This is a genomic window from Bacillus cereus group sp. MG16 (assembly GCF_040459875.1).
GTDB classification, from domain to species: domain Bacteria; phylum Bacillota; class Bacilli; order Bacillales; family Bacillaceae_G; genus Bacillus_A; species Bacillus_A paranthracis.
This window is the reverse complement of the sequence record NZ_JARVHE010000001.1, coordinates 2,577,476-2,601,298: the sequence shown is the minus strand read 5'-3', so window position 1 is coordinate 2,601,298 and position 23,823 is coordinate 2,577,476. Positions and strand designations below refer to the sequence as shown.

Sequence of the window (23,823 nt, the reverse complement as noted above, 5' to 3'; positions counted from 1 at the left end):
TTATGTTACGAGTAATGCCTTTAGATAGTGCAGACTATAATTTAATTATAGCTGCTGAAAAAGTAATCAAAAAAACCTATAAATACAGTCGTCATCATATCGGTTCAGCAGTACGCACTAAAACAGGTAATATTTATGCAGCAGTACATGTTGAAGCGAATGTCGGAAGAATAACAGTATGTGGTGAAGCTATGGCAATTGGAAAATCTATTTCAGAAGGTGATCATGAATTTGATACCATTGTAGCAGTCGCTCACCCACACCCTCATGAAAATATAGAAAAATGTTGGGTTGTTGCTCCATGTGGTATGTGTCGAGAATTAATAAGTGATTACGGAAAAAATACGAATGTTATACTCTCTTATAATGGTGAACTTGTAAAATGTAACGTAATGGAATTATTACCTGAAAAGTATACAAGTGAAGTAGAATAATCATTCCTGTTTTCCATTCATCTTATAATATTATTCCAATAAAAAAACAATCCGTTTTAAAAACGGATTGTTTTTTTATTTCTGTTTTATGCAGTTTATTTTATTTTTCTATTTTTAAAATGATTAAATTATCATTAACAAAAATGAAATTAAAAATATTTGAGTTTATTTCATTTTTCATTTGAAAACAAAAATACATTTTCTCCTTACATTCGATAAATATTAATATAAACTCTCTAAAATCAGCAGTTTTATCATACCAATCTATAACAATTCTGTCTTCTTCCCTTACCTGTTTCCTTTAGCACATATGATTTTAATACAAGCGCCGTTAATGAATCTGTTAATGTTTTATATGATAAATTAGATAATGCCAATAGATCGTTCGTATATAACATTCTATGCTTCTCTAATAATAATAGTACTAATCGTTCAGACGGTTTTAATGCCTCATCACTTTCTAGTATAAAGTCTATATTTTTCATTTCTCTAATTATTACTCCTTATATAAAAAAATACTTACGCAACTAATTTAATATAAAAATAATACATAACAAAATTTGAAATATATTAAAATAACATTGTTTCAAAACACTATTATACTATAACATAGAAAAAGCATTTCCCGAAATAGGAAATGCTTTTTTATTGCTTATAGAATTCTTCAAACGATACATTATATTTCAAATATTGATCCGTACAATTCCCTACAAACTTCTCTGATCATTCAAAAGTATTTGTAGTACATCAAGTTCTACTAAAATGAGTTAACCATGTTCCGGCATTTTGTTCTACCTTAAATATTTCTTGCGATGTGCGGCTTACTGTAATGACTTGTTCCACCACCGCCTACTACTACTTTACCGCCTTGTTCGAAAATTAATAATTTACTTGAACCATCTGCAAGAAGTACTATTACTTCAGCATTATTACTTGTTGCTACATAAATTACATAACCACTTTTTGATATACAAGTTTCCCAATTCGCATCAAATTCTGATCTTACTACACGATTTGAATACACTTGATTTTCAATTCTATCTTGTTCTTCGTTTGCCAAATTTATCCCCCTACTTCTCTAAAATATCATTAATAAAAAAATTACAGTTCTATTTAAAATAGTGACTGTCTTTAATATAAATAGTATATGTAGTTAGTAGAAGGATGCTTGGACAATGAAAACGTAATAACATGTAAATAATATACAATTAAAACAAGACAATCGATATTGTATCGATTGCCTTGTTTTCTTACATACTTCTTTATTTTTCTTTTCGCACTGCTTCAAAAGTAAACATTTGATTTGCCTTTGACGGTTTTTTTTCAAAAACATAGTCAGCAGAGCAAGTAATATTAGAGAAACCAATACTTTCTAAAAGAAGTTTAAACTCTTCTATTCCATACCAGCGTACCGCAAAGCGTTGTAGTTCTGTTTGTACTAACTGTCCTTTACTCCATTTTTCATATTTTAAATATGATAGAGTAACTTGGTTCAGCCAATCTATTTCAATTGATTTATTTTCTAATGTAATTCCGTCTCCGCTCGGCAAAGAAAAAGTCGATGTATGAATCTCCCCCGTCTTCCAGTCATACGGAAGCATAATATCTACGATTAATCGTCCGCCTGGATTAAGGTGTTCATAAAAACATTTCAATGCATTTATAGAATCCTCTCGATTTTCAATTAAGCAAAAAGAACCAGTAGGAATGATAATTGCCTCATATTTCTGCGGAAGTGAAAATTTTTGTAAGCTTCCTTCATATAAATTAGGGTGTAAGCCTCTCTCTTTGCATCTTATACGGCACGATTCTAGCATCTCAGGTGAATAGTCAATCCCATCTACTGTAAAACCAGCCTCAAGAAGCGGGATGATGACACGCCCTGACCCTACTGCTGCTTCGAGAATTCTACCTCTACAATTTTTCAAACGTTCTTCGTAATACTCAATATCACCATTTAAAGAATAACCGACAGGCTTTGTGTAATCATAAAGTTCCGTGCAAAGTGAACTATAAAAACTAAACATTTATTTTCTCCTCCGTTTTTTACGTACGGAAGATTTAAATTCAATTAATCTCCCTGTACCTGTATTTTTAATGAAGATTCGAAAGAGCTGACTGTCATAATATATCACTCGCTTTCCATAAAATATAATCATATTGTATAATACTTCCTTCGAAATGAAAACAAAAACAACGAAAATTCAGAATTCATCTAGAAGGAGGGTATGATGAATTCATTCATTATATTTCTTTTACTTCTTATTACTTTTAATGCTCTAATTTTCTTTATAGCGAAGAAATATAGGCAAATATGGAAAATATCTAGTGGTATTTTCATTCTTGCTGCCCCATTGTTTTCTTCGCCACTTTGCACATAATTGGCGAAAAAGTAGGCGATGGATTCGCTGGAGGTTTTGCGGGCCTTATATTTAGTGGCCTATTGATCATAAATGCAATTTTTTTATTTGTTGTAAGTATTTTTGTATCTACCAATAAACATTCACATTAAACTCTCCCTTTCAAAATGTAAAGAGCTTACTTTGTAGTAAGCTCTTTATCCATAACTATTTATTTCACAATTGGCAATGTCACTTCACTTAATTTCACTGTAAGCTTCGTGCCCGCTTTTGGTCTAATTGTATAATCATAATCACTTGCAATTAAAACAACTCCAATTTGATGCCCAGCTTTAAAGACATAATCATCTGGCTGCATGTCCCATGTAAATGTATAATCTTTGCCCGGTTGAATCGCCGTTGAATTTTCTATACTCTTTACGTTTTGTGGATCCATCCAGCCTCTCGTTACGATTTCCGGCTTCGCTCCTCCATAGTCAACAAGTAATGCTGTTAAATTTGATACAGATCGATCAATATTTCCTGTAATTGAAATCTTTGGTATACCACTTATACGCGTATCTTTTTGCAGTACAGGCATTGTATACACTAATCGATTTGCTACTTCTAATTCTGGGTTTGCAACTAATTGGTTTGATTTCATTTTTGCATCATCTACGAATGAAAACATCTTATTAACAGAACCCATACTGAATGGTAAATTAACTGCTTTATTACTTAAATACATTCGCACTTTTGACGGCACAGCTGATGGATCCGGCCAATTTTTTATTTTATCCCAAGTTTTATTTTCACGTTGTACATCGACCATTGGTTCATTCATAATTCCATTTTCAATTCCGTATAACCAATAATCGAACCATTTATTTTGTGTTCTTTGCCAGTCATTCGTTGATGTTCCACCGTGTCCACCCTGATGTAGCCACATTTTACGAGGAACATCATTCTCTCCAAGTGCTTCCCACCATTGCGCGAACTGCTTCGTCTTTACATTCCAATCATTTAAACCATGAACAACAAATACACTCGCTTTTACATTTTTAGCATCTTTTACATAATTACGTTTGTCCCAAAAATTATTATAATTACCAGTTTTCCGGTCCTGTCCTGCTGTTAACTCTTTTATTACTTGTCCACAAACTTCAGGATTTTCTCTTGTTAGTACTGCTTCTGCCATATTATCTGTATCTTCTCCTTGGTATCCACCTGGCGCAATCACTGCACCGTTTGCACGATAATAATCATACCAACTACTAATCGCTGCGATAGGTATAATTGTTTTTAGCCCTTCAACGCCTGTCGTTGCAACAGCATTTGGTAACGTACCATTATAAGAAACTCCTGTCATACCTACATTTCCCGTTGACCACTCGGCTTTAACTTCCTCACCATTTTCTGTATATGCTTTCGCACGTCCATTTACCCAATCAATAACAGATTTCGTCCCTAATATTTCTTGCTCATCCCCAGTCGTCGGACATCCATCTGATTTCCCAGTTCCAATACTTTCACCTAAAATGACTGCATAGCCTCTTGGTACATAATAATTTCCATACGAACCAAGATTAACAGCTCCATACGGTTTCCCTTCATACGCATACAATTCTTCATCTACGTTATATACAGGAACATCTTTTAAACCAGCTCGATATGGACTCATTTCATATATAACAGGAACTTTCACATTTGGATCAGTTTTTGGACGCATAACTTTTACTGATACTCGATCTTTTTTTCCATCTCGATCACTATCTACTTCCGTTTCTACAAATAAATTTTCAACAATCGCTTCATCAAGCGAGTAAATCGGTTTTGTCATCCCGTTTTCTAATTCAATTTTCGTACTTGAACGTAACGCATCTGAAACATTTCCATTTAACTTCATGTCATACTCATTTATGTAGTTTGTTTCTTTATTGTCTGCATTCGCAGTCATACTAGAAACTCCTGATGTGATTGATAAAGATATGATTGTTGATAATGTAATTGCTATTTTCTTTTTCCCCATACTCTTTCCTCCCCATATATTTCTCCTTTTACTATACAACAAATTTACTGAAAATTTAGTTATTCTTTTGTACAACCACTTGAGAAATTTGTAGAACACTCTTCCAACTATTTTTCGAAGTTATTTATTCTCGTTTACTACTCAAATATAATCAATTAGAAGCATCGCCTATTAATAGACGATGCTTCTAATTGTATTAAATTATTCATTCTTCATAGTTATATAAAACCGTATTTCTCCCCCTATAGTAACTACGCCATAGTCAAAACCATGTCTTTCTACAATACTTTTCACGATCGCTAAGCCTAGTCCTGTACCTGAACGATCTTTACTACGAGAAGATTCTAAGACGTAAAAAGGTTCCCAAATTTTATCGATATCTTTCATATGTTCAGCATTCATACCATTTTGAATTTGAAAATATACACTCTCATTTCGATCTTCTAATGTAATTTTTATATTTTGATTTGATGTATATTTTATCGCATTAGAAATTAAATTTTGGAACACCATTCTCATTTTATTTACATCTGCATAAACAATTGCATCGCCAACATTATAGTTCACTTGCAAATTAATTTCTTTCGACTCCAGTTCAATCTTATGCTTATCTAATATACTTTGGACTAGTGATTTAATAGAAAATTCTTCTTTTTGTAACACATCTCTTTCTAGTTTAGAAAATCGTAATAACTCTTCAATTAAGTTTGATATGTGATCCGATTGTTTAATGATTGTATCTATGTATGTACCATCATCTAGACCATCTTTTATTCCCATAGAATATGCTTTCACTAACGCGATTGGAGTTTTTAATTCATGGGTCACATCACCCATAAATCGTTTTAAATGTTCATTTCGGTCTGTTAAATCTTCATGCGCTTCATGTAGTTTTTCACTCATGATATTAATACTAGTGGCTAAGTCTCCTATTTCATCATTCGTTTTCACTTCTATCTTTTTAAACTTTAAACGTGAAATATCTTCTGCGACATCACTTAATTCTTTCAGTGGTGTCGTAATTGTTTTTGATAATATCCATACAAGTACAATAATAAGTAAAATCGTCATACCTAAAATGAATACATAAAATGTGTTTAACGTTTTTATTATTTCATTCGAATTTGCGATAGAAACCCCTACCAAAATCAACATATCGCCTTTCGTCATGTATTTCACAAAAAAGCTAGATTTGGTTTTCCCTTGATCGTATATTTTATTCGATTGTCCGAAGTTCTTTACTTTCATTATTTCTTCTTTTGTAATCCAAATTTTATTAAGGGCAACTCTTTTCCTTGTAAGTTGCAAGCGTAACTCATCATTAATATGATCTTCCGAATTGTTAATTGATGTATACGCAATCGTAACAGTTCCTTTATTTTCAATGCTAGAAATTGCTTCATCTATTTGTTCGCTCGGTATGGACTGTATTTGTGCTGTAATACCTTTTAAACTTTCTCGTGTTTTGTAAATATTATATTTCGGTAAAAGATAGTTAATTAATAATAAAGAAATCGTAAAAATAAGAATAACAGTTAAAGAAATGCTGAGAAATAGCTTTTTTCCAAGTTTATTCACTCTGCTCCTCCAAACTATACCCTAAACCACGATGCGTTTTTATAATATTTTCTCCTACTTTTTTACGTAACCTTCTTACATGTGTATCAACAGTTCGCTCTTCTCCAAAATAGTCAAATCCCCATACGATATCTAACAATTTTTTACGAGTTAAAATCATGCCTTTATGATTTAAAAAACACTTTATTAATTCTAGCTCTGTTTTTGTAATATCTAACTCTTTGTCATTTTTATAAACTTTATTTTTCGTAAAATCAATTTTCAAATCTTGAACTTGAATGACATCATCGTGCTGTATTAGCTTTTTCGCTCGAGTAATGAGTACACCTGGATGAAATGGTTTTTTTACGTACTCATCTGCCCCGCTTTGAAGAGCTGCTAATTCATCTTCGCTTTCACTTTTCGCCGTGAGCATTAATACTTTTACGCTTGAGTTTTTCTTTATTTCCTGACAAACAGTAATACCGCTATGTTTCGGCATCATCCAATCTAAAATAGCTAAATCAATTTTTTCATCATAAAATATTTGAAGTGCTTCTTCTCCATCTTTCGCTAAGAAAACTTCGAAGCCTTCTTTCTCAAAATAAGCTTTTAAAATCCTTAGCATATCTTGTTCATCATCTGCGATTAATACTTTCATACATTATCCTCCATTGCTTTTAAACAAAAATCAATTGTATCATACAACTTCTTTGTTACATGTATGTGACAGAAAAATATTTGAACCAGTTAAGGGTATAGTAAAAACGAGGTGTTGTACTATGATGAAAAAAATCGGGGTCATTACTCTTCTTTTCTTCTTATTATCAACAAATGCGTTCGCAAATACAAATCAACAAATTGAAGTATTTGATTGTCAAAAAGAAATGGTCGTTCAAAAACAATCTTTAGATCCAGCTATTCAAAAAAAAGCTGTTCAATATGCTAAATCCATTACTGGCCCGTTCAAAAACTTAAATGTCGTTCCAAGAGATGGCCACATGATAAAAATCCCTTTATCTAAACCAGTTTCTATTACGAATCAATGGTTACATACAACAATTGATGAAGTACTTGTACTTCTCCCGCTTAATCAAAAGCCTTATATTATGCTTTACGACGATGAAAATAATCCACATTTCTATTATTTAAAAGGTGATCCGAAGAGATTATTGAAGCAAATGAATGTAAGCACATAATTGACTAGAAAAAAAGAGATCTCGTAAGCTTATTTTTAGAAGCTGAGGTCTCTTTTTTATACTATTATTTCGGTAAATGAAATTAAATTTTCTTTTTATAAATATAGGAACTCGAGACTAATAAAATATTGTTTTGATAGCCTTTTCTATAATACTTTATAGTGACTAGATCCTTTATATACTTCTCTCTTCACAAATCCATTTGCAGTATAAAATACATCACCTTGTTTCGTATCTGTATGTAAAACCACCACTTTAAAATACTTTTCTGCATGAGATAATAGTTTGTTTAATAACAACTTCCCTAGTCCTATACGACGATAGTCCTTCGCAATATAAAATCTCCTTAATCGGCCAATCTTATTATTTTCTGTATACGGATCCGCATTTAGCCCACCTATTCCAATTAACTTTTCCCCTTGAAAAATACCATATAAACATTCTCCAGTTTTATTAAATGTGTTTATTTTATTTTCATATTCACTTATTAGTTTTATTAGGAAATAAAACCCTTCATCTTTGCTTTCCTGAACAAGATATTCGTGTTCGTATATCATTAAATCTTCAATTTGTTGAATATATATATCTTTCAAGTAAATCCCCCTTACTATGAAAATACATAAAAATGCTCTAGAATCATTTATTCTGGGCATTTTTATGATTGTTATCTTATTCAATTCGTAGTATGTGTATTCTTCACTTCAGATGTAAATCGATAATATATGAACTAAAGCAGCTGTTTGCTTAAATGAATACCCTTACATTTATAGTGTCTCTCAAAAATAATATCAGTTTATAAATTCACCATTCTACTCTAACATGTTCAAGTTAAGTTATAATTTGTTAATCTATATGTTTGTATAACCACTGTTCAAATACCTTTAACTGTTCCTCAGTATGAAAATAATGTTCACCTGTCTCCACGACCTCTAATTCACAACGTTGCTTTTTTGTAAAATCGTTTATAGTTTCAAATTCACACAGTTCATCCTTAGCTCCATACATAATATATGTATCTGTATTCCATGTATTAATAGGATGTTCTTTTACATAACATAAATAATCCCAATATAACTTTTGACCAATCGGTGTCTCTATAATCATTTCTTTTTGCAAAAGCTCTGGTGTTACATTAAACCATTTCATCATATTTTCGATAATTCGTTCCATATTAACTACTGGTGATAAAAATAACGCCTTTTCTATCACATCATTTTGATAAGCTAAAAGGCTAAAATAAGCTCCGATACTACATGCAAACACACTTACTTCTTTCCAATGTTCTTTTGCGTAATTCATAATTATAGATAATTCCCTAACACAAACTTGTACTTTGCAAAGTGTATTATCATTTGTTCTTTCTCCATGCTCAGGTAAATCAAAGCTTAATACTTGATAACCTTTTTGATTAGCTTCTTCAGCTAATATTTGAATAACTGCATCTTCCTTATTTGACATATTTCCATGTACTGCAATAAAAACTTTTTCACTTTTATCTCCCCACAAAACCGTGGGAATATTATTAATGTTAAAATTATCTTTAAGCATATTTCCTCCATAGAATAAGTCATATAGTACTTGGCAAAAAACGCACACACTTTATAATCCAAATCAAACCATTACTAATCCATCACAAATGAATACCACTATCTCTACCTCTGTATAACAGAATCTACTTTGTATTTAACATCTTTCTTTTTCCATTACTTCAGAAGCCACAAGTACTTATTTTAATTCCCCACTAAGCAATTTACTCCGTTAATGGAAGAAAGATTTTTAAACGACTTTATTATTTTTAGAATGATTATATTGTAATTTAAACAACTTTATTATCTCTGTATAGCAGGCAATATCCCCTTCAACTCCAGTAAATCATCTATTACTATATCAGCTTGGGCAAGTTCATCTTCTTGTGCAAAATCAAAATTACATCCAATCGCAATCAAGCCATTATCTTTAGCTGCGCTTATATCAGATAAACGATCCCCGACTACCGCTGCTTCTTTTATATCATATTTGTTCAAAATACTTTTTACTAAGTCGCTTTTATTAAGTGAGTTTATTTGTTCAATACTAAACGTTTCAGTAACCCATTGGTCTAAATCATAATAAGATACGATTGCTCGTAAATATTCAGTTAAACCATTACTTGCAATATATATTGAGCAATTATTTTCTTTTATATATGTAAAAATCTCTTTTACATTCGAATATAAAGCACCTTTTCCGCTCTTAATGTTTTCAATTAATCTTTCTAAAAAATATGCATCTGTTTGTTCTCTTATTTCAAGAGAATGATCCGGTAATAAAGCTTCCCAAACTTTCGGTAACGGCACACCCATAATTTCACGGTACTTATCAATAGGTGTTACCGTATCCCATAATTGTAATGAACGTAAATGATTAAAAGTATCATCTAACGATAATTCTAAAATTTTATCTGTTTGAAATAACGTTCCGTCCATATCAAAAATGAATGCTTGTAACATTTCATTCTCTCCTTTTGAATTATAATACAGTTTTACTTGATATATTTTTAAGCATCTCAACGATAATTTCTGAACAATAGTTTGCGGCCGTTTTCGCGAAGTCATCATAAGAAATTTGTGCTTCATCGTCTGCACTGTCAGAAATACATCGTATTACGAGAAACGGTACTTCATTTATGTAGGCAACATGTCCAATTGCTGCACCTTCCATTTCTGTACAATGCGGTGCGTATTCGTCTATTAATTTCGCTTTTAGTTTTGAATCTTCAACAAAACATTCACCGCTTACGATTCTTCCTTCATGAATTTCCATATGTAAAGAACTACTATTACATGCTTTACGCGCTAGCTCTACTAATTCCTTACTTGCGATAAATTGTTCTTGAAACGGGAATAAGTTTTTCATTTGAGTCTTACTTACATCATGATGGGTAACATTCGTTGAAATAACAATATCACCAACTTTTACATCCAGGTGTAATCCACCAGCAACACCTGTATTGATGATAGCATCTACATCAAATTTATGAATTAATGTTTGCGTACATGCCGCTGCATTTACTTTCCCTACACCACATCTTGTAACAATTACTTCAGTTCCCATGAATTCTCCAACGTAAAAAGGCATTCCCGCAATTATTTGTTCTTCTTGTACAACTAATTTTTCTAAAAGTAAGTCTATTTCAATTTGCATTGCTCCGATAATTCCGATTCTGTTCATGAATGTACTCTCCTTTATTAATTACTCCCTTTAATTCTTTCAGACATAACCGACAATAAAAATTTCGGAAGTACGATTTGTCTCTTTAATCTTTTCGGCTGTGAGAGTAATCTATATAACCATTCAGTTCCTGTATCCCTCATAATTTTCGGTGCTCTTTTTACAGTACCAGATAATATATCGATCATACCTCCAATACCAATAGATAGTGGAACGTTTAATGTTTGTATGTTTTCATAGATGAATTCTTCTTGTTTCGGTGAACCTAGTCCTACTAGCAATAAGTGCGGCTTGAATTGCTTTATTTTCATTTTTACTTCTTCTATTTCCTCACCATTTACAAATCCATGCTGTCCTTTAAACTGTGCGCCTGGGAACTGCTCATTTAATTTTACTAATGCCTTTTTATTACTTTCTGGTGCAGCTCCAAAAAGAAAGACACGGTATCGATTATCGTTACAATATTTTATTAAATCGTGAGTGATATCTGCCCCAGTGACGCGTTCTTTCAGCGTTCCTTTTAATATTTTCGAGCCAATTATGACACCAATTCCATCCGCTGTTATTAAATCCGCAGATAGTAACATCTTTTTAAACTGTTTAGATTTAGCCGTACTTTCCTTTGCAGACATAACAATTTCAGGATTTGCAGTTACTACAAATCTTGGTTTCTCTTGTTTTTCATGTAGCCAACTTTTTAATAAACTTATAGCTTTTGTATATTCTAAAGTTGAAAAAGGTATTCCCTTTATAAGTTGGTAATCCACTATACTCTCTCCTTACATAAGTCGCAAATATTCATCAATATCTTTAGAAATTTGTTTAAAGGCTTTATCCCAAAATTCATAGCTCGTTATATCTATTTCAAAATGTTTTTTCATAAGTTCTTCCACTGGGGCTTTTCCTGTTTCTCGTAAAAACTCTTTATATTTCAAGTGAAAAGTACTTTTCCTTTCTTTAGCTATTTCTAATAAACTAAAACTAACTAAATAGCCAAATGTGTATGGATAATTATAAAAAGGAACATCTGCTAAATAAAACTGAACATATTTCATCCAAACAAACGGCTGATATTCTGATAATGAATTTCCATATGCTTTTTCTTGCGCTACTATAGATAATTTTTCGATTTCATCAGCACTTAAAGGACTTTCTTTACATTTCTCGTAAAAGTTCTTCTCAAATTCGTACGATGCTCGAATTGCCATTACATAATTAAAACAGTTTCTTATTTTCCAGCTAAGCAATGACTTTTTCATATCTATACTATCTGTTGTTTGAATTAGATAATTTATAAGCACCGTTTCAAAGAAAATAGATGCTGATTCAGCTGTACTCATTGGCAAATAATCATCTAAAAAAGAAGAGGATTGTTCAAAACTCATATTATAAAAATGCCAAGCATGTCCTAGTTCGTGGGCAAGTACTCTTACACTATCGATACTTCCGTCGTAACGCATTGAGATTCGAGATTCTTTCTCACTGAAAAAAGGAGCACAAAATCCACCTGGTGGTTTATTCTCTCTCAGCTCTGCATCTACCCAACCACTTTCTATCGCATGACGTGCAAATTCTGCTAATTCTTCATCTATATTTTTTAATGCATCGTATATGTTTTGTACTGCTACTGAAAAAGGAATAATAACCTCATTATTCTCCTTTACTGTCATAAGTTCATGCCATGTAATCGAAGCTCTGCCTTTCTTATACACATTTAAAGCACTAACTAATTTATCTAGATTTTCTTCTGTCGTATTCCATATTTGTAATAATACAGTTTCTGAAATACCATTCGCATGAAGTGACCTTGCTAAAATCTCTCTATCTTCTAATTCATTACCCTTTGTATTACGCAATCTTCCTATTTGATTTAATACAGTAGCAAAAATTTCTTTCTCCTTATGTAAAGCAAATGTTAATGACTCGAATACTTCTAGTCTTTCCTTTTCATTATCACTATTCATTGCAATATGATTTGCTTGTCCAAATGATAATTGCTTATTATTGTGCTCTATTTCTATCCTATTCCTTAATTGTATGTACATATTTTCCCACGCATTTAGTTCATCTTTTATTAGCCTAGTACTATCGGTAATTTCCACTTCACTTTGCTGTATGACTTGCTGCACTTCACTTTTTAATTCCTTTACTTTCACAGTCAATCTAGTATTATCCGATGCAACACTTTCTTCAGCCGATCGACAGTACAAATAGTATTCTGCTTTTTCAATAGCTTGTATAAGTTTTGAAAGGACCCCTACATCCTTTGTCTCATAATATTGTTCTTTCAATTCCAATATTGGAGTTAGAATATCCTCAACCGGATACAATCGATCTAAATTCCACCTAGCAATTTCATGCATTTTTATAGCCGCCCCCTATTTTTACAAATAGTTACAGATATTTCTCCCTACACAATTATATATGAAGTGGTAAAATTTTAACATCTTTAAATATTTAGATTTCTATAAGCGCATTCTTATTTATATTCTTTTATTCTGCTACTGAAACGCACATACCATAAACATATGAATGCTACGGCTACTGGAATCAATATTACTCCTCCAATAAAAGGATAAACTACTACGCAACATGTAAAAGCCACTATAGAAAGAATTTTACCTAACTTATTCTTTATTAATTTCATCCCAGCGGCAGTACCGACTATATATGTAACAATTCCTAACGAATTCGGTATTAAAACAATTTTATCTATGCTAATATGGAAAACGAAACTAATTAACAAACCTATTATTGCAATAAAACTTACAACTTTTACTGCATTTGTTGGTGTTTCTCTTTTTTTATTAATATGCGCTAAATAACGCGGTGCAACTTCTTCTTTTCCTAGTGAATAACCTAAGCGCCCCATACTTGCGATAAATGCATTTGTCGTCCCTAAACAAATGATAAAAGCTACAAATCCAATTATCCATGCAAATTGGTCGCCTAATGCTTGCTTCATTACAAGAACAAGAGATGTAGTATTATCAGCATTGATATGATAGGATTTCGTTCCAATTACTGATAATGCAATACCTATATATAAAACTCCAATAATAACAATCGCAAATCCCGTAGATAAAATAATATTTCTTTTTCTAGGTGATTTAAATTCAGGAGCTAAACTTGCAATAGCTTCCCAGCCGAAAAAAGACCAAAAAATTAATAATGATGCTTTTATGATTGGGTCTATTTCTTGCATAGAAATATTTACGTTTATATTTTTCATTTCAATATAAGGTAGTGAACTAATAATTGTTACAATTAAAACAAAGAAAGTTAATACACCAATACATACTTGAAACCACCCAGTCATTTTTAACCCATATAAATTGAAACCAATTGAAATACTTAAAATAATAAGTGCTATAACATAAGAAAAATATGATGATAAATCAAACACTCTCACTATATACATTCCACCAGTCATTGAGACAACAATTTGCCCAACACTACCTGCAATAAAAAAACACCATCCTATAATAGCACCTATCTTTTTACCGAAAGCTTTTTCTGCAAAAGTAGCTATTCCACCAGCACTTGGATGCTCAATCGATAAAAATGCGAATGTGAATGCAAGTGGAATACTAAGTGATATCATAATAAGCCAAGAAACAATTGCATTCCCCTCTGCTACACTCGCTGTCATACCAGGTAATATAAGAATTCCTGATCCTAGAACCGCTCCGACGTATAAGGCTGTTCCCTTTTTAATAGAAATTGTTTCATCAAAATGATTAGACATTACATGCACCTCCATTTATATTTTAATTATAGAAAGTTATCATTCTATTCAATATACAAAAGTGTATGTAATTTAACATTGGATTTTATATTATGTATTCATTTCAGAAATTTACTTTCAATTTTGCAAAGGAGCATAATTCATGGATGAAATTGACAAGAAAATTACGTTATTACTACAAGAAGATGCGAGAATGACAATTACAGAAATGACGGAGCACTTACACCTCAGCCGCCCTAGTGTTACAGAAAGACTAAAGAGATTACAAGATACTGGAATAATTGAGAAATATACCGCTCGGATATCATTAGATGCAGTTGGAAAATCAATTCAAGCATTTTTAAGAATTGAAAATCTAAAGATTCCTTGTAAAAAATTTGAGGAGAAAATCTACGAAGAATATAGAATACTCGAATGTCATCGAGTAACAGGTGAAAGTAGCTATTACTTAAAAGTAGCGGTTCACTCTATGAAGGAATTAGAGGAATTAATTGATATCGTTATACCATTTGGAACAGTCAAAACTTCGATGATTTTATCTTCACCGATACCATATCGACCAATTATTACTGATTAATAAAAAAGGATTGATCAAAAGATCAATCCTTTACTCTACTTCATTTAAGAAAAATAACGTTATAACGCCAGGTCCTGTATGTGCTCCGATTGCTGCACCAATTGTATTTACGATAAATACTTCACAGCCAAATCTTTCTGTAATTAATGCTTTTAATGCTTCAGCTGTTTCTAAATCGTCACCATGAGTTATACCGATTGTTTGACCTTTAAGTTCTTTTCCACGCTCTTCCATTATATCGACAATTCGGCCAAGTACTTTCTTTTTCCCTCTTACCTTTTCAAGTGGTACAAGTTTTCCTTCTTCCACGTTTAAGATCGGTTTAATGTTTAGTAAACCACCGATAAATCCTGCGACTTTACTTAAACGTCCACCTCTCACTAAGTACTGTAAGTCAGCTACAGTGAAGATATGTTCCATATGGTTCATTAGAAAATCAACACGTTTTAAAATATCTTCTTTTGATGCACCGTCTTTCGCCATTTTAGCAGCTTCTAAAACAACAAGACCTTGACCAAGCGAAGCACATTTCGTATCAATAATTTCTAAATCTAAATCAGCATATGTTTCTTTTACTTCCTCTTTAATGAGAACTGATGATTGATATGTACCAGACAGTTCAGATGAAAAAGCTAAATATATACAAGGATTACCTTCTTTTGCATAAGAAACAAATTTTTCTTGGAAAGTTTCAAGTGAAGGCAATGACGTTCTATAAACAGCGCCTTCTCTCATTTTTTGCAATAATGTAACTGACTCTAATGTTACTCCATCTAAATACTCTGTTTCTGATTCATCATAAACACGGAGTGGAATTAAATCAATATCATATGCTTGCAGCAATTCTACTGGTAAATCCGCCGCACTATCCGTAATGATTTTAACACCCATTTTTAAACCTCTATTCTGTTATAAATATAAAATAATAAAATAAAAATAGTACCTTTAAATTATATACGTAAAACTTAAATGAAGAAAGGAAAACACTTTATATTGTATGCACTATTCTTCAAAACTTGAACTGTTAATACAAATGATTCTATTTTAAACACCTTTTTCTTATTATTTTTCTAAAACACGAATAATTTTATAAGTATTTTGTATCATTATATTTTAATTCTTTATCTTAATATAATCTTTTCAAATTCATACTGTTTAAAATTTAAAAGCCAAATCCAATAAAGGAACTGGCTTTTAAATTTTCATAAAATAACCAAACTTCATTTTCCATCACATTGCTCTCATTATTATTTTAGCGATGTTAAATATTAGTCCAGTTATGAGTAATATTTATAGCCTGTACTATAATTAAAACAGTAAAAGAATCACTAGATAAAAAACAAGTTAAACACTTTATAAAATATTCAATTTAACTAGTAACGCTAATAAAATTTGGAGAAGAATTTGAACGTTTACTGCTATGTCTGTATCAGTAGTCGTAACTGTAACATTTCTAGAATTTCTAATAACAGTTTCTTGTTTATTAATTTGTTTAATAGATGATTTTTGAAACAATTCTTGTGCAACACGATCAGCTTTTTCACTATCTGCTATAGAAATACTTATTATAACCACGATAGCTGCTTGTAATGCAGCTTGAATAGATAACGCAGCTTTTGTATCTGTAGTAGTAACTTCTACATCTGCTGAATCGACAATTGTAATTGATTCTTCAGAAATTTGGTAAGTTTTACTTTCTTGCGCAGCTGCTTCTGAAACACTAGTATTTTTAAAAGATGGATGAGGATTTGAGTAATCTAATGCACTCCATTTTTTATTTTCATCTGAATGACATGTTTTGTCCATACGTTCACCCCCTTTCAATCTAAATAATTATTAACTTGTGATTGTATTTCAGAAACAATACTTTTAATTTGCTGCTTTTTTTCTGGCGATAAATTTTTTAGTTTTTCTTCATTTATCCCATGCCTATTAAAAATATCTGAGAGTAAAAGGTCTATAATTATATTCTTTTGATCCTTATCAAACTTAAAGGAAGAAAATTTGTTTAAATCATCCATTTACAATATTCACTCCAATCAATTTTCTATAAAAATTTCAAATAACTAAGAGCATTATATGTAATTTAATAAAAATTGCTTGGACAAGTAACTTAATCTTCTATTTTCCACTTCTTTTTACTAATAACTTCAAAAAGCTGGCTTCTAATAAGAAGTCAGCTTTCTTTCCTTCACTTCACATAAATATAAGTTTCATTTACTGTTAAATAATGTATTTAAACTTTATTTGTAATTTTCCACACTTGCTTTTTCATTTATCTTGAATATTAATTCAATCATAATAAGAAGTCCAAGCTTGTACCATATGTTACAACAAAAAACGTTTACTTAGAGTGAAAACTTATAGCTAAATATCAATAGGATAGACACTTTATAAAATGTTTAGTTTAACTAATAAAGCTAATAAAATTTGAAGGAGAATTTGAATATTCACTGCAATATCTGTATCAGTAGTTGTTACGGTTACGTTTCTGGAATTTTTAATAAATGTTTTTTGTCTATTAATTTGTTTAATAGCTGATTTTTGAAATAATTCTTGTGTTATTTTATCTGCCTTTTCACTATCTGCTATAGAAATACTTACTACAACCACAATAGCTGCTTGTAATGCCGCTTGGATAGATAGCGCAGCTTTTGTATCTGTAGTAGTAACTTGTACATCTGCTGAATCAACTATTTCAATATATTCCTCAGAAATTTGATCGATTTTATCTGTTTGTATAGCTTCCTCTAAAAAATTTGCATTTTTACTAAACGAATAATAATTTAATGATTCGCAATCTTCTTTTTTTGGCTCACAATCCTCTTTTTTTGGTTCACAATCCTCTTTTTTTGGTTCACAATCCTCTTTTTTTAGCTTAGGAGCTCGTTTTTTCGGCTCACAATCCCGATTTAATGGATCCCGGTTTTTCTTTCTTCTACAAACTTCACATTCACACATAAAATCACCCCTTTTAGTCTTAAAAGTTAGCAATATTAAAATATTGACTAACTATTAGCATTTTATGTATTTTTTAAAGATTTGTTTGGACAAGTAACTTAATCTTTTATTTTACTTCTACTTCTTTTTCTAATAAAAGAAAGCTGCCTTCAAATAAGAAGACAGCTTTCTTTGCGACTACTCTAGAATAGATTTCATACAATATAATTGTTCCTTTCTTATAACCTGAACTCGTCACTTTAGTTATAAAAATGTGAGTATATCCTATAACCCTTTTTAGGGATCATCCATAATTTATTTCATAAAAAGTGCTTTATTTTACTGAAAGGTGGTTACGGAAACAACCGCCTTTTCATTCGGAACAAAATAAAACTTTTATATAAAAGGCCCATAATTAAATACACTTAACTTCATATGATATATTGCGTCCTTTCTTTTTAGAATGAGTAGTCGTTACTGAAGGGCACTTTTCGAAGTGCTCTTATTTTTAAATCCCTTTTCTTTTTCAGGAGGTTTTTTTGTTAAATCCTAATACGATTTTTATCACTCAGGCTGGGGATTATTATATTTCCTTACTAGTTCCAATAATATAGTAGCTACACCAATTAAAATAAGCCTATAAACTCTATACGCTTAAATAATAATGCGTTACCAAACACAAGAACTAGTTTTACACTAGATTCACAAGGTTCTTATCCTCTTTTAGTTGAAATTATCATTTCAATACCAGCAAATCTACAACTTCAACTAATAAATTTTGCAAATGTGCTATATCAAGGTTCTTTTGATATAGCATCTTATGTTTTATATAATAAAAATAGTGCTAGTATTCCGAAGGAGGATGTCTATGAGTATCCAATTGGCTACATCTAATGATTTAGAATGGATTAATAATCAATACGACTCAATAGGATTTGTACGAAGTGATTTAAAAAGAGATAAAGTTGCAATTATTACATACAACAATGAGTATGCAGGTGTTGGACGATTAGTCCAAATAGATGAAGATACTTTAGAAATGGGTGGAATTTATATTCTTCCTCAATTTAGAGGGCTACAATTAGCTGGGGATCTTGTTTCATTTTTAGTAGAAACTGCGAAGAAATTACAAGTTCCAAATGTATATTGTCTTCCTTTTGAGGAATTAGAAAACTTTTATAAGAAATATGGCTATACTGAGGTCGATACTACGAAAGAAGTTGTTCATCCAATTATTCTAGAAAAATATAATTGGTGTTTGGATCATTATGAAAAGCATGTTTTATTATTTAAGTTGTAAAGGTACCTAAAGTGAGTATATATAAATATTAATTATACTTTTCCGCATAGATAATAACCATAATTTATTTGGTCAACATCAGCTTCTACAAGATATACTATTACTTCTTACGCTGTCTTTTTTCTTAACCTTACTTTTGTATAAAAGATTAGTTTGTTTAAAATTACCTTAAATCGTATTCAAATAAACTAATCGAAAGGCCAATTCCTATATAATACAATTAAGTAATTAAAAGGAGCGTTATTTATGATAGATGTAATAAGACTCGTTATCTTTACTGTAGTTGCAATTGGTGCCATTACTAACATATACATAGAATTAAAAAAACCTAAAAAAAGTATATTCTCAATTGTATTTTTATCAGTACTCTTAATTGGATCCTCAGGGTTAATTAAAAATATTTTATCTCAACTTTTATAGAAGATTGATTAAAAATCAATCTCCCGTCAATAATGTAAATAACATGATTGTATCTCTCCATTCCCCCTTTGGAGAGGAGCAGTTAGCTTTGGCTAACTGCTCTTTTATTTGAACTATTATCCACAAAATAAGTATCATACGCCTTATCAAAAACATATCCTAGTTTTTCAGCTAGTTTTGCAGATGTAGTATTCGCTGCATCCCAGTTTGGATATATCCCTTTTTCTAAACAGTCCAAGATGAGTGCTGCACTAACTATAGTCGCCAATCCTTTTCTTCTATAATTGTGATCAGTCGCAACTTCAATTTCAATGCCATTATCATAAATGCTATATGATGATGCACCGCATACAACTTCTCCTTTATACAAAATACAATACCCTATACCTCGGTTTATATAATCTTCTACTGATTGAAATTGACTTGTAAAATCTTTAGAGACTTTATGTAATGTAGGGTTATTTACGATATTTTCATCTATTCTTCTTAACTCGTATCCTTTTGGAAGCGCTGATATAAGAGATTGTAATTTTGAACGATCAAAAACTTCTGCATTACGTTTAAATTTATATCGTAAAAACTTATCTATTTTTCTTTCGTAAAATGTTTCTAAACGCTTTTTCCATTCTACACTATTTACGATGACTAACATTCTATCAGGAATGTTTCGAAGCAATTCTTCTGTTTCTTTCACCTTTGAATCCCCAGCGTAAAATGTAAAGATCCCTACCGTAATTTGCGCTACTGTCGGATTTTCAAGATCATTTACCCAAGCGGTACCCATATGTCCTTGTAAATAAGAAAGTAAAACAACGTTATTGAAATCTTCGAACATAGTAACTAATTTTTCTCTTGTATGTATATTCGCTTCATATATCATTTACATTCCTGCTTTCTTTAGAATTAATGTACTTCTACTCTTTTCTACATATAAGCAAACGTCTACTACATTCCATATAATTATAAATTATTCATAAATATAAAATTATTATAACATTTAATCAAAAAGTAAATGACTTTCTAGTGTATAGGTTTACAGATAATATACTTAATAAAAATTCACAATCTATAATCTTTTATTATGTAAAAACCCTCAACATTAGTTTAAGGGTTCATTTAAATATATATGTTATAACTCATTCTTATAAACAAATGATTCTGTTCCTCCGTTTTTATATACTTTAGTCACTTTAACAACTGATGTGTACGTATTATCGTCATTCGATATTATCTTTTTCATCTCTTCTATTTCAGCATTACCAGTTCCACTCTCTATCCTCAAACAATTCGAAATGTTGAGGTATCCACTCGATGCGAAAAGAATAATAAACGTAAGATCAGGGAAATTAATGAACAGTATTCCAAACTTTAAAGGATTCGTAGCCGTATCAGATAATACTAGTCGGAAACTTAATAATTCAGGCACTTGAACAAAATCTTTAGAAACAATTGCTTCACCTATTATAGTAATTTGTTTTACTACATTTCCCATCTCATCTATAAACTCAGTACAACTAGGCGCATCAATTGTTTTTGCTTGAAGTGATAAATTCAATTCTGAATTGTGAAAGTCAAAAAAGAGTGTGCTTCCCTCTGTTAAACATTGCGGACAAACGTTTCCAAGTAGACTGAAATCCTCTTCAATAAATTTGACTTTCGTTTTACAACTACAAACTTTTCCTATTCGAATTGCATCAATCTTAGAGCAATCTACAAAAATAACCTCATCGTCCTCTTGTACGAAGGATACGACACCATTCTTCTTATTAAATGAAAGAAAATAAGATACAACAATTTCATTTCCGGCAATTACAATACTCTCAACTTTTGTAAAAGGCTCTAGACTTCGCAAAAATTCACAAATACTATTTTGGCAACATCGATCATTTCGTTTCGGCTCACAACCCACTTACACTCCATCCCTTCTCTATATGTTTTATCTCATACACATAATATGAGCGGGATATGAGAAAAGCTTGGACAATATAACTTTAACGTAGGAATATATTTGCCTACTTATCGCATTAAAAATGAGTACTAACACATAAATTCCCCTATAAATACATATAACAATTTCATCTTTCATGAAAAAAACGTTATAATGAAGTGTAGCCTCTACGATTACGTTATAAAGGAGATTAAAACAATGGCTAAAATTAAAGTATACCAAGCAAAAGAAGAAAATATGGAAGCAGTAAAAAACATCATTGATGTTGAAGAACAAAATCCTACTGCTGAAAACTTACAAAATCTATACGCATGTGTATTAGATACTGAAGATATGGCATTGCCTGAATCATACATTGAAGAAGATATCTTAATTGATTCTATTGAAGTTATGGTTAACGCTTCTCAAAGCAAAATAAGAGACTTAGGTGCTTACGATGTAATCGAAGTTCAAAACAAAGGTAAGAAAACACAAATTTTATTATTAGCAGACGAAGAATACGAAATCATCGAAGGCTAATCTAAATCCGTACATACGAAAAAGCTCCTTTCCAATTGGAAGGGAGCTTTTTCATTACGCTTTTGATGTTTCGCTCTTTTTATTCTTTTGTTGTTTTTTAATTACCATGCGCTCATTTCCCATAAAGAAAATAAATATGAATGCTAAACCAGCTGGTACCAATGCCCACATAAATGTTTGGACAATTGAGCTAGAAAGAGCATCAATAATTTTATCTAATATTTGCGGTGGAATTTGAGATCTTGCCGATTCTGATAAAATAGCTCTTGAATCTCCTAAAGCGTTTGTATTCATTCCCCCGTTCATACCTTTAAATGCTTCTTCTAATTGATCTTGGAAACCTGTTCTTTGGATCATTCCGAAGATTGTAATACCAAGCGTCATGCCTAATGAACGAATGAAGTTACTCGTTGAAGTCGCAGACCCTCGCTGTTCCATACCAAAGTTGTGGATAGCCGCCATACTTAGTACAGAGAATGAGAAACCAACTCCAAATCCAATAATAATCATATACACTGTTAATAATACACGACTTGTTTCTGGCGTTAATGTGCTTAATAAGAATAGTCCAATTAGCATAATAACAGCAGAAATAATCATAATGTTTCGGTAGCTAAGCTTCGTCGTTAAAAACCCACCTAATTGCGCTGTTACAACTGATCCTAACATCATCGGTAATAGTAATAACCCTGAGTTTGTTGCGGTACCTCCGTATACACCTTGAATGAATAACGGAATGTATACAGTTGCTGACATAAACGCAGCACCATAACATAAAGCAATAATGGTACTCATTCCGAATAAGCGCTGCTTAAACATCTCAAATGATATGATTGGCTCTTCTACTTTTCGTTCAATAAAAATAAATGCAATAATTAAAATAGCGAATCCGCCAAATAAACTTAAAATAAAGCTAGAATCCCAATCATACTTTTGTCCGCCAAGTTCTAAAGCAAACATTAAAGAAACTACTGCACCAACTAAAGTAATTGCGCCAAACCAATCAATTTTTTGCTTTCTATGAACTCGTGATTCTTTATAAAAGAATGTAATAAAAATAAGTGCTAAAACGCCAAGTGGTAAGTTAATATAAAATACCCAGTGCCAGCTAATGTAATCTGTAATATATGCGCCGAGTAACGGACCAAAAATACTTGATAAACCAAATACCGCTCCGAATAAACCACCCATTTTCCCGCGCTTTTCAGGAGGGAAAATATCAAAAACGATTGTAAACGCGATCGGCACTAATGCCCCGCCGCCAATACCTTGAATGGCACGATAAATACCTAACTGTGTAATATTTTCAGCAGTACCACAAAGTGCCGAACCAATCATAAAGACAATTAAACCGAAAATAAAGAATCTCTTTCTACCATACATATCTGATAGTTTACCGAAAATCGGCATACCTGCCATTTCTGCGACCATATAGGCAGAAACAACCCATACAAAGTTTTCAAGGCCTCCTAAGTCACCAACGATCGTTCCCATCGCCGTTACGACAATGGTATTATCCATTGATGCCATTAGTATACCTAGCAATAAGCCCGCCACAACAAAGCCAAGCTTATTATTCTTCTCAACCATATCTCTTGCTCTC

At 31.5% G+C, this 23,823-nt stretch carries 23 protein-coding genes and 2 pseudogenes; 6 read left to right on the top strand and 19 right to left on the bottom strand.

The genetic code is table 11. The features are described from left to right. Positions 1–2: 2 nt before the first annotated feature. Positions 3–434 carry a cytidine deaminase gene (locus tag QCI73_RS13380; RefSeq protein WP_353823112.1) on the top strand — a complete coding sequence of 144 codons (432 nt, stop codon included), beginning with the start codon at positions 3–5 and terminating at the stop codon, positions 432–434. A gap of 254 nt (positions 435–688) precedes the next feature. Here the strand turns inward: QCI73_RS13380 and QCI73_RS13375 are convergent, their stop codons facing one another. The 3 genes from QCI73_RS13375 to QCI73_RS13365 all read right to left on the bottom strand — a co-directional run bounded on the left by QCI73_RS13375 (position 689) and on the right by QCI73_RS13365 (position 2,461). Further along, positions 689–919 carry a hypothetical protein gene (locus tag QCI73_RS13375; RefSeq protein WP_000789031.1) on the bottom strand — a complete coding sequence of 77 codons (231 nt, stop codon included), beginning with the start codon at positions 917–919 and terminating at the stop codon, positions 689–691. A 311-nt stretch (positions 920–1,230) separates the two neighbouring features. After that, the gene (locus tag QCI73_RS13370) at positions 1,231–1,494 is read right to left on the bottom strand and encodes a hypothetical protein (RefSeq protein ID WP_262726364.1); all 264 of its coding nucleotides are present in this window, start codon (positions 1,492–1,494) and stop codon (positions 1,231–1,233) included. Positions 1,495–1,696: 202 nt separating this feature from the next. Beyond that, on the bottom strand, positions 1,697–2,461 hold the full coding sequence (locus tag QCI73_RS13365; RefSeq protein ID WP_353823111.1) for a class I SAM-dependent methyltransferase: 765 nt from the start codon (positions 2,459–2,461) through the stop codon (positions 1,697–1,699). Between the two features lie 204 nt (positions 2,462–2,665). Here QCI73_RS13365 and QCI73_RS13360 point away from each other — a divergent pair. Next, positions 2,666–2,946, top strand: a pseudogene (locus QCI73_RS13360) (hypothetical protein). Between the two features lie 59 nt (positions 2,947–3,005). On the opposite strand, the gene QCI73_RS13355 reads toward QCI73_RS13360, so the two are convergent. From QCI73_RS13355 to QCI73_RS13345, 3 genes are all read right to left on the bottom strand, one after another. After that, complete coding sequence (locus QCI73_RS13355) at positions 3,006–4,802, bottom strand: Xaa-Pro dipeptidyl-peptidase (protein ID WP_353823110.1); 1,797 nt, start codon at positions 4,800–4,802, stop codon at positions 3,006–3,008. Between the two features lie 201 nt (positions 4,803–5,003). Beyond that, complete coding sequence (locus QCI73_RS13350; protein ID WP_353823109.1) at positions 5,004–6,380, bottom strand: sensor histidine kinase; 1,377 nt, start codon at positions 6,378–6,380, stop codon at positions 5,004–5,006. Further along, positions 6,373–7,020, bottom strand: coding sequence for a response regulator transcription factor (locus QCI73_RS13345; RefSeq protein ID WP_000865972.1), 648 nt, complete (start codon positions 7,018–7,020; stop codon positions 6,373–6,375). The genes QCI73_RS13350 and QCI73_RS13345 overlap by 8 nt, the downstream gene beginning before the upstream one ends. 121 nt (positions 7,021–7,141) lie before the next feature. Here QCI73_RS13345 and QCI73_RS13340 point away from each other — a divergent pair, with 121 nt between their 5' ends. Next, positions 7,142–7,558 carry a hypothetical protein gene (locus tag QCI73_RS13340; protein ID WP_353823108.1) on the top strand — a complete coding sequence of 139 codons (417 nt, stop codon included), beginning with the start codon at positions 7,142–7,144 and terminating at the stop codon, positions 7,556–7,558. A 146-nt stretch (positions 7,559–7,704) separates the two neighbouring features. On the opposite strand, the gene QCI73_RS13335 is transcribed toward QCI73_RS13340, so the two are convergent. The 6 genes and pseudogenes from QCI73_RS13335 to QCI73_RS13310 all read right to left on the bottom strand — a co-directional run bounded on the left by QCI73_RS13335 (position 7,705) and on the right by QCI73_RS13310 (position 14,516). Further along, on the bottom strand, positions 7,705–8,151 hold the full coding sequence (locus QCI73_RS13335; protein ID WP_353823107.1) for a GNAT family N-acetyltransferase: 447 nt from the start codon (positions 8,149–8,151) through the stop codon (positions 7,705–7,707). 250 nt (positions 8,152–8,401) lie between these two features. After that, positions 8,402–9,106, bottom strand: coding sequence for an alpha/beta hydrolase (locus QCI73_RS13330; protein WP_353823106.1), 705 nt, complete (start codon positions 9,104–9,106; stop codon positions 8,402–8,404). Positions 9,107–9,387: 281 nt separating this feature from the next. Beyond that, a pseudogene (locus tag QCI73_RS13325) lies at positions 9,388–10,768 on the bottom strand (5'-methylthioadenosine/adenosylhomocysteine nucleosidase). Positions 10,769–10,785: 17 nt separating this feature from the next. Further along, entirely contained in the window at positions 10,786–11,535 is a 750-nt protein-coding gene (locus QCI73_RS13320) for a WecB/TagA/CpsF family glycosyltransferase (protein ID WP_088106727.1), read from the bottom strand. Between the two features lie 12 nt (positions 11,536–11,547). After that, complete coding sequence (locus tag QCI73_RS13315; RefSeq protein WP_353823105.1) at positions 11,548–13,131, bottom strand: M3 family metallopeptidase; 1,584 nt, start codon at positions 13,129–13,131, stop codon at positions 11,548–11,550. A 116-nt stretch (positions 13,132–13,247) separates the two neighbouring features. Continuing rightward, positions 13,248–14,516, bottom strand: coding sequence for an APC family permease (locus tag QCI73_RS13310; RefSeq protein WP_353823104.1), 1,269 nt, complete (start codon positions 14,514–14,516; stop codon positions 13,248–13,250). Positions 14,517–14,658: 142 nt separating this feature from the next. Between QCI73_RS13310 and QCI73_RS13305 the strand changes: the two genes are divergently transcribed. Beyond that, positions 14,659–15,093, top strand: a complete 435-nt coding sequence (locus QCI73_RS13305; protein WP_000343327.1) for an Lrp/AsnC family transcriptional regulator — start codon at positions 14,659–14,661, stop codon at positions 15,091–15,093. Between the two features lie 30 nt (positions 15,094–15,123). On the opposite strand, the gene QCI73_RS13300 is transcribed toward QCI73_RS13305, so the two are convergent. From QCI73_RS13300 to QCI73_RS13285, 4 genes are all read right to left on the bottom strand, one after another. Then, entirely contained in the window at positions 15,124–15,984 is an 861-nt protein-coding gene (locus QCI73_RS13300; protein ID WP_062921221.1) for a DegV family protein, read from the bottom strand. A gap of 462 nt (positions 15,985–16,446) precedes the next feature. Beyond that, on the bottom strand, positions 16,447–16,899 hold the full coding sequence (locus tag QCI73_RS13295; RefSeq protein WP_353823103.1) for a spore coat protein: 453 nt from the start codon (positions 16,897–16,899) through the stop codon (positions 16,447–16,449). 14 nt (positions 16,900–16,913) lie between these two features. Then, the gene (locus QCI73_RS13290; RefSeq protein ID WP_000342253.1) at positions 16,914–17,114 is read right to left on the bottom strand and encodes a spore coat protein W; all 201 of its coding nucleotides are present in this window, start codon (positions 17,112–17,114) and stop codon (positions 16,914–16,916) included. Positions 17,115–17,484: 370 nt separating this feature from the next. Then, a complete protein-coding gene (locus tag QCI73_RS13285) occupies positions 17,485–18,054 on the bottom strand; it encodes a spore coat protein (RefSeq protein ID WP_353823102.1) in 570 nt (189 codons plus the stop codon). Positions 18,055–18,901: 847 nt separating this feature from the next. Here QCI73_RS13285 and QCI73_RS13280 point away from each other — a divergent pair. Beyond that, positions 18,902–19,333 carry a GNAT family N-acetyltransferase gene (locus QCI73_RS13280; RefSeq protein ID WP_353823101.1) on the top strand — a complete coding sequence of 144 codons (432 nt, stop codon included), beginning with the start codon at positions 18,902–18,904 and terminating at the stop codon, positions 19,331–19,333. 502 nt (positions 19,334–19,835) lie between these two features. Here QCI73_RS13280 and QCI73_RS13275 read toward each other — a convergent pair. Together QCI73_RS13275 and QCI73_RS13270 are read right to left on the bottom strand one after the other, a co-directional pair. Further along, a complete protein-coding gene (locus tag QCI73_RS13275) occupies positions 19,836–20,633 on the bottom strand; it encodes a GNAT family N-acetyltransferase (RefSeq protein WP_000638721.1) in 798 nt (265 codons plus the stop codon). A 249-nt stretch (positions 20,634–20,882) separates the two neighbouring features. Further along, positions 20,883–21,662: a BC_2878 family exosporium-associated protein gene (locus QCI73_RS13270; RefSeq protein WP_000501713.1), complete on the bottom strand. Its 780-nt coding sequence runs from the start codon at positions 21,660–21,662 to the stop codon at positions 20,883–20,885. A 237-nt stretch (positions 21,663–21,899) separates the two neighbouring features. Between QCI73_RS13270 and QCI73_RS13265 the strand changes: the two genes are divergently transcribed. Further along, a complete protein-coding gene (locus QCI73_RS13265) occupies positions 21,900–22,220 on the top strand; it encodes a hypothetical protein (protein ID WP_001062732.1) in 321 nt (106 codons plus the stop codon). A gap of 54 nt (positions 22,221–22,274) precedes the next feature. On the opposite strand, the gene QCI73_RS13260 is transcribed toward QCI73_RS13265, so the two are convergent. Next, the gene (locus tag QCI73_RS13260) at positions 22,275–23,810 is read right to left on the bottom strand and encodes an MDR family MFS transporter (protein WP_262724783.1); all 1,536 of its coding nucleotides are present in this window, start codon (positions 23,808–23,810) and stop codon (positions 22,275–22,277) included. Positions 23,811–23,823 lie beyond the last annotated feature (13 nt).